Below are 1,371 nucleotides of genomic sequence, written 5' to 3'. Positions count from 1 at the left end.
TAGTTAAATAGCCACACGAAAAATAAAAGAGTGTTAAACATGGAAAGTTTATCTTTGGCAGTGCGCCTTGCGATTATTTTCAGTGGAATATTTTTGTGGGTGGGGATGCTTACAGGCGTGTGGAAATATTGGCAAATTCGTGCTTCTGCCCAAGCGCGTGCTCATTATTATGTGGATATCGCACATCGCAGTAGTTTGTTATATGCACCTGCAAGTTTAATTTTAGCGGTCTTGGCTTATTTTTGTATTTGGGATGCCACTGTAATTTTAATTTGTGTGATTCTAAATTTAGTATTTTTTAGCTTTTCTATTCTGAGTTATATCTTGCATGGATTGCTTAAAGATACCACTAATCAATTTAAACAACCGCATCAAATTGCAGCATGGACATTGCCAAGTTGGTGCATGAGTTTGGCGATGCTGTTATTGATTGTGGCTGAATTGGGTGGGACTAGTGTGTTATTGCTTGGCGCAATCTATGGATTGTTGTAATTCTAATTGCTCAGTTTAATTTTTTCTTGGTAGCCCGTAGAAGATTTTGAGATTTTTGCTGTAGATCAGGAATGATGATTAGAATCTACTTTTTGAGTTTGGCGGCAGAGGAGTGATCCATCTGCCGCAAAGTGAAAGCGAAAAAGCTAAAATGAGTGGGTGCTAGGGTAAGATTAATGAACTTCTACGTTTTTATGTTCACGAAACTTTTGGTCAATGGATGTCCAAATCGCAAAGGCTATACATACCAATAAGGCATATAAAAAATAGGTTGGTTTCAAGTTGCCTTGAATTGAGCCTTGGAGCAATAGGGTCAGCATCAGTGCAAAAGTGGTGCTTAAAAAAGTAACTAGATTTTGGTTAGCCTTCAGAGCGTTAATGAAGACTTGCGTATTGAAATGTGAAAACATCTCCATCCCTCCTTGTTATAAATCACTAAAATCAGAGCATTTTAGTCAGATTGGTTTTATTGTTCTACCTTGTTTAGCAAACTATTTCAAGCCCTTATAGTCATATTTTGATAAAAAACATCATTTTCATATGAAATACTACTATTTTTTATCATTTATTTACAAAATAATAAAAAGTAGTGTGTTTTTTAAGCCATTTAAATACGATTTCAATCGTACTTGCATATTTTATGCCAGCTAATTTTGAGGGCGACTATACGACTTTAGCGTTAATTTGAGCTCTGCTTAAAATGGGTGAATGATTTATTTTGTTTTAGTTTTTTATTGAAAATATTTTAATTTCATTTGTTTATTTATACCAAATAATTATTTGGGTTGCTATTATCATGACTGATAAATTGCCTTAAAAAGAGGCAGTTTTAGCACAAGAAACAATAAGTTGACAAAAATAACTAATCATGCGAAAAAG

2 protein-coding genes are annotated in these 1,371 nt (G+C 34.1%); one reads left to right on the top strand and one right to left on the bottom strand.

Annotated elements, in window-relative coordinates:
- The first annotated feature begins 39 nt into the window (after window positions 1-39).
- Entirely contained in the window at window positions 40-492 is a 453-nt protein-coding gene (locus VF675_RS13640; RefSeq protein ID WP_004976749.1) for a hypothetical protein, read from the top strand.
- Between the two features lie 173 nt (window positions 493-665).
- Here the strand turns inward: VF675_RS13640 and VF675_RS13635 are convergent, their stop codons facing one another.
- Window positions 666-902: a hypothetical protein gene (locus tag VF675_RS13635; RefSeq protein ID WP_004976747.1), complete on the bottom strand. Its 237-nt coding sequence runs from the start codon at window positions 900-902 to the stop codon at window positions 666-668.
- Between the last annotated feature and the right edge of the window lie 469 nt (window positions 903-1,371).

The organism is Acinetobacter sp. Lyrl_1 (assembly GCF_051948795.1).
In the GTDB taxonomy this organism is placed as follows: domain Bacteria; phylum Pseudomonadota; class Gammaproteobacteria; order Pseudomonadales; family Moraxellaceae; genus Acinetobacter; species Acinetobacter towneri.
This window is presented reverse-complemented; position numbering and strand designations above follow the sequence as displayed.